Raw genomic sequence first — 4,951 nt, 5'->3', positions numbered from 1 at the left:
TCCTGCGGTCGGTGGGTGAGGTGTTCGCGGGGGGTGTTGATGTTGACTGGGAGGCTGCGTTCGATGCGCGGGGGGCCCGGCGGGTGGAGTTGCCGACGTATCCCTTCCAACACCAGCGCTACTGGCTGAAGAAGGAACACGCCGAGGGCGACGTCTCCTCCGCCGGCCTCACCCCTTCCGAACACCCGCTCCTGGGCGCCGCCGTGGAACTGCCCGGCACCGGCGGCGTCGCCTTCACCGGCCGCTGGTCCGTACGCACCCATCCCTGGCTGGCCGACCACGCCGTGTGGGGCACGGCCCTGCTGCCCGGCACCGGCTTCGTCGACCTGGTCCTCACCGCCGGCACCGAGGCCGACTGCGGAGCCCTGGAGGAACTCGTCATCGAGGCACCCCTCATCCTCCCCGAGGACGGCGGCATCCAGGTCCGCGTCGAGATCGCCGAACCCGACGAGTCCGGCCGCCGCGCGGTCTGGGTCCACTCCCGCGCCGAGGGCGACGACCCCGGCTGGACGCGCCACGCCACCGGCACGCTCGTCCCCGAGGACCTCGACTCCTTCGAGCCCACGCTCGCCTGGCCACCGGCCGACGCCACCCCCGTACCCGTGGACGTCGCGTCGGTGTACGCGGGCCTGGCCGAGCGCGGCTACGAGTACGGTCCCGCCTTCCAGGGGCTGCGCGCGGTGTGGACCCGCGACGACGAGATATTCGCCGAGGTCGCGCTGCCCGAGCCGCAGCAGGAGGACGCGGGACGCTTCTCCCTGCACCCCGCCCTGCTCGACGCCTCGCTGCACGCCCCGCTGATCTACGGCACCGGTCTGCCGCGACTGCCCTTCTCGTGGAACGGCATCACCCTGTGGACCCGCGGAGCCTCCCGCCTGCGGGCACACTTCGTCCCCGCCGGCGAGGAGACCTGGCAGGTCACCGTCACCGACCACAGGGGCGCCCCCGTCGCCCGCATCGACGCCCTCATAGGCCGTCAGGTGACCCAGGAACAGCTCGCCGGAGCCCGGCTGGCCCGCGAAACCGGCTCCTCGCGGCTGGACAACATGGTCTACGGCACGACCTGGACACCGGCCGAGGCCACGGACCCGGCAGCGGCACCCACCGGCACCTGGCTGCTCGCCGTGCCCGCCGGCCGCACGGACGACGCCAACGTCACCGCGTGCCTCACCGCCCTCGGCGAGCGGGGCGCCCACGTCGTACCACTGCCCGTCGACGGATCCGGCCGCGGCGCCCTCACCGACCTCCTCGCCGGCGCGGTGCCCGACGTGAACGCCGTCACGGGCGTCCTGTCCCTGCTCGCTCTCGACGAGACCGGCCACCCCGGCCACCCCGGAGTCACCGGCGGTCTGGCGGCGACGCTCGTCCTGGTCCAGGCGCTCGGCGACGCCGGCATCGAGGCACCGCTCTGGCTCGCCACCCAGAACGCCGTCGCCACCTCCGACACCGACCCGGTGCACAGCACCGACCAGGCCGCTCTGTGGGGACTCGGCCAGGTCACCGCGCTCGAACACCCGGGCCGATGGGGCGGACTGATCGACCTCCCCGCCACTTTCGACGACGAGACGGGCGCCCTGCTCGTCACGGTGCTCGGCGGCGGCAGCGGCGAGGAGGACCAACTCGCCCTGCGCGACGGCACCGTCCTCGTCCGACGCCTGGAGCGGACACCGCTGTACCGGCCGCAGCCGGACGAGAGGCCCTGGCGGCCCACCGGCACCGTACTGATCACCGGCGGTACCGGAGCCCTCGGCGGCCACGTCGCCCGCCGGATGGCCGCGGGCGGCGCCGGACACGTCGTCCTCGTCAGCCGCCGCGGCCCCGACAGCCCGGGCGCCGCCGAACTGACCGCCGAACTCACCGAGGCCGGCGCCCGGGTCACCGTGGCCGCCGTCGACGTCACCGACCGGCAGGCCCTGGCGGACCTGCTGGCGAAGCTGACGGCGGACGGCGACCCGGTACGCACGGTGGTGCACGCCGCCGGCGTCAACGGCTTCGGCTCGCTGGAGGAGACGACACTCGACGACTTCGGCGCCGTGGTGTCGGCCAAGGTGGCGGGCGCCGCCCACCTCGACGCACTGCTCGGCGACACCCCACTGGACGCGTTCATCGTGTTCTCGTCCATCGCGGGAGTCTGGGGCAGCGGCGGCCAGAGCGCCTACTCCGCGGGCAACGCCTACCTGGACGCCCTCGCCCTGCGCCGGCAGGGCCAGGGCCGGACCGCCACCTCCATCGCCTGGGGCGCCTGGGCCGGCGGCGGCATGGTCGACGCCACCTCGGCACCACAACTGCGCCGCCAGGGCATCGAGACCGTACGCCCCGAGCTGATGCTGACCGCCCTCGATCGCGCCCTGACGGGCGGTCAGAGCGGCCTCACCGTTGCGAACATCGACTGGAAGCGCTTCCACGCGGCGTTCACCACACCCCGGCCCTCCGCGCTTCTCCAGGGCGTACCCGAGGTCCGCCGCATCGCGGCGGCCGAAGCCCGCGAAAGGCTCGCGGACCTCGCCACGGCCGGCTCGCTGCGCCAGCGCCTGGCCGGCCTCGAAGAGGGCGCTCAGAACGAGATTCTGCTGGACCTGGTCCGCGCGGAGACCGCCGTCGTTCTCGGCCACCGCGACACGCACGCCGTCCACCCGGACCGCGCCTTCCAGGAACTGGGCTTCGACTCGCTCACCGCTGTCGAACTGCGCAACAAGCTGTCCGCGGCCACCGGCCTGCGGCTGCCCGCCACGCTGCTCTTCGACCACCCGGCGCCGGCCGTGCTCGTCGCCCACCTGCGCCAGGCGCTCGCTCCCGAGGGCGGGTCCGCGGTGCACCGGGCGGTCGCCGAGGTCGAGAAGCTCAGGACCCTGCTCGCGTCCGTACCCGACGACCGGGCGGTCCGCGCCCAGGTCACCACCACCCTGCAGGTCCTGCTGGCCAAGTGGTCCCCGGACACCGCCCAGGACGGAACGGACGACGACCTCGAGTCGGTCACCGACGACGAGGTCTTCGACATCATCGACAACGAGTTCAACGAGTTCACGGCTTCCTGACGCAGCCGTCCCCGCCCCCACTCGCCGTCAGAAGTCTTTCTCTAGGAGCTGACCTTCCCCATGGCCGACGACAAGAAGTACCGCGAATACCTCAACAAGGCCGTTGCCACCGCCCGTCAGGCGACCCGCCGACTGCGCGAGGTCGAGGAGAAGGCCTGGGAGCCCATCGCCATCGTCGGTATGGCCTGTCGTCTGCCGGGAGGCGTGACCTCCCCCGAGGACCTCTGGCGGCTGGTGGCCGACGGCGTCGACGGCATCACCTCCTTCCCGGCCGACCGGGGCTGGGACCTGGCGGGCATCTACGACCCGGACCCCGACGCCCCGGGCACGAGCTACGTCCGTGAGGGCGGCTTCCTCGACGACGTGGCCGGTTTCGACGCGCCCTTCTTCGGGATCTCCCCGCGCGAGGCGCTGGCGATGGATCCGCAGCAGCGGCTGCTCCTGGAGACCTCCTGGGAGGTCTTCGAACGCGCCAACATCGACCCCACCTCCCTGCGCGGACGCAGGATCGGCTTCTACACCGGCGTCATGCACCACGACTACGCCCCGCGCGTACGACAGGTCCCCGAGGACCTGGAGGCGTACCTCGGACGCGGCAGCACCGGCAGCTTCGCCTCGGGCCGCGTGTCGTACACGCTCGGCATCGAAGGCCCCTCGGTGACGGTCGACACCGCCTGCTCCTCGTCGCTGGTCGCCATCCACCTCGCCGTCCAGTCCCTGCGCACCGGCGAGTCGGAGATGGCACTGGCGGGCGGCGCCGCCGTGATGGCCGACAGCAAGATGTTCGTCGAGTTCTCCCGCCAGCGCGGGCTCTCCCCGGACGGCCGGTGCCGCGCCTTCGCCGCCGGCGCCAACGGCACCGGCTTCTCCGAGGGGGTGGGCGTCCTGCTGCTGGAGCGGCTGTCGGACGCCCGCCGCAACGGCCACGACATCCTGGCCGTCGTCCGCGGCACCGCCGTGAACCAGGACGGCGCGTCCAACGGCCTCACCTCGCCCAACGGCCCCGCCCAGCGGGAGGTGATCCGGCAGGCGCTGGAGAACGCCAGGCTGTCCGCGGCGGATGTCGACGTGGTGGAGGCGCACGGCACCGGCACGTCGCTCGGTGACCCGATCGAGGCGCAGGCCCTTCTCGCCACCTACGGCCAGGAGCGGCCTGGCGAGGACCGCCCGCTGTGGCTGGGTTCGCTGAAGTCCAACATCGGTCACGCCCAGTCGGCCGCGGGTGTGGCGGGTGTGATCAAGATGGTGCAGGCGATGCGGCACGGTGTGCTGCCGAAGACGTTGCACGTGGATGCTCCGACGCCTGAGGTGGACTGGTCGGCGGGTGCGGTCGAGTTGCTGACGGAGGCGCGGGAGTGGCCCGAGCGGGACGAGCCGCGGCGTGCCGGTGTGTCGTCCTTCGGTCTCAGCGGCACCAACGCCCATGTCATCATCGAGTCCGCACAGGCCGCGGCCCCCGCGTCCGAGGAGTCAGGCCCGGCGGACCCCGAAGCCACCGCACCCGGTGCATCCGGTGCACCCGTCGAGTCCACGCCGACGGCCGCCGGACAGGTCGTGCCCCAGGGCGTGGTGCCGCTGGCCCTGTCGGGCAAGACCCCCGACGCCCTGCGCGAGCAGGCGAGGCGGCTCGCCGCCTTCCTGGAGGACCGGCCCGAGACCGCACTGCACGACGTCGCCCTCTCCTTGACCTCACGCGCGGCGTTCGACCACCGCGGCGTGGTGGTAGCCGGCACTCGGCAGGAAGCACTGAGCCGCCTCACCGCCCTGGCGGAGAACACCTCCATACCGACGCCCGTTCATGGTGGTGGGGGTGTGGTGTTCGTGTTTCCGGGTCAGGGGGCGCAGTGGGTGGGGATGGCGTTGGGGTTGTTGTCGGAGTCGGTGGTGTTTGCGGAGTGGATGGGGCGGTGTGGGGA

2 protein-coding genes are annotated in these 4,951 nt (G+C 72.9%); both read left to right on the top strand.

Annotated features, from left to right (window positions below):
* The first annotated feature begins 83 nt into the window (after positions 1-83).
* Positions 84-3,035: an SDR family NAD(P)-dependent oxidoreductase gene (locus QQM72_RS40565; protein WP_314225822.1), complete on the top strand. Its 2,952-nt coding sequence runs from the start codon at positions 84-86 to the stop codon at positions 3,033-3,035.
* 60 nt (positions 3,036-3,095) lie between these two features.
* Positions 3,096-4,951 (top strand): type I polyketide synthase (locus QQM72_RS40560; protein ID WP_314225821.1); only part of this gene is annotated, 1,856 nt, incomplete at its 3' end.

This window comes from Streptomyces zaehneri (assembly GCF_032248645.1).
Taxonomy (GTDB): Bacteria; Actinomycetota; Actinomycetes; order Streptomycetales; family Streptomycetaceae; genus Streptomyces; species Streptomyces coriariae.
Note: the sequence above shows the minus strand (reverse complement) of the source record. Positions and strands in the feature narration are given on the sequence as shown.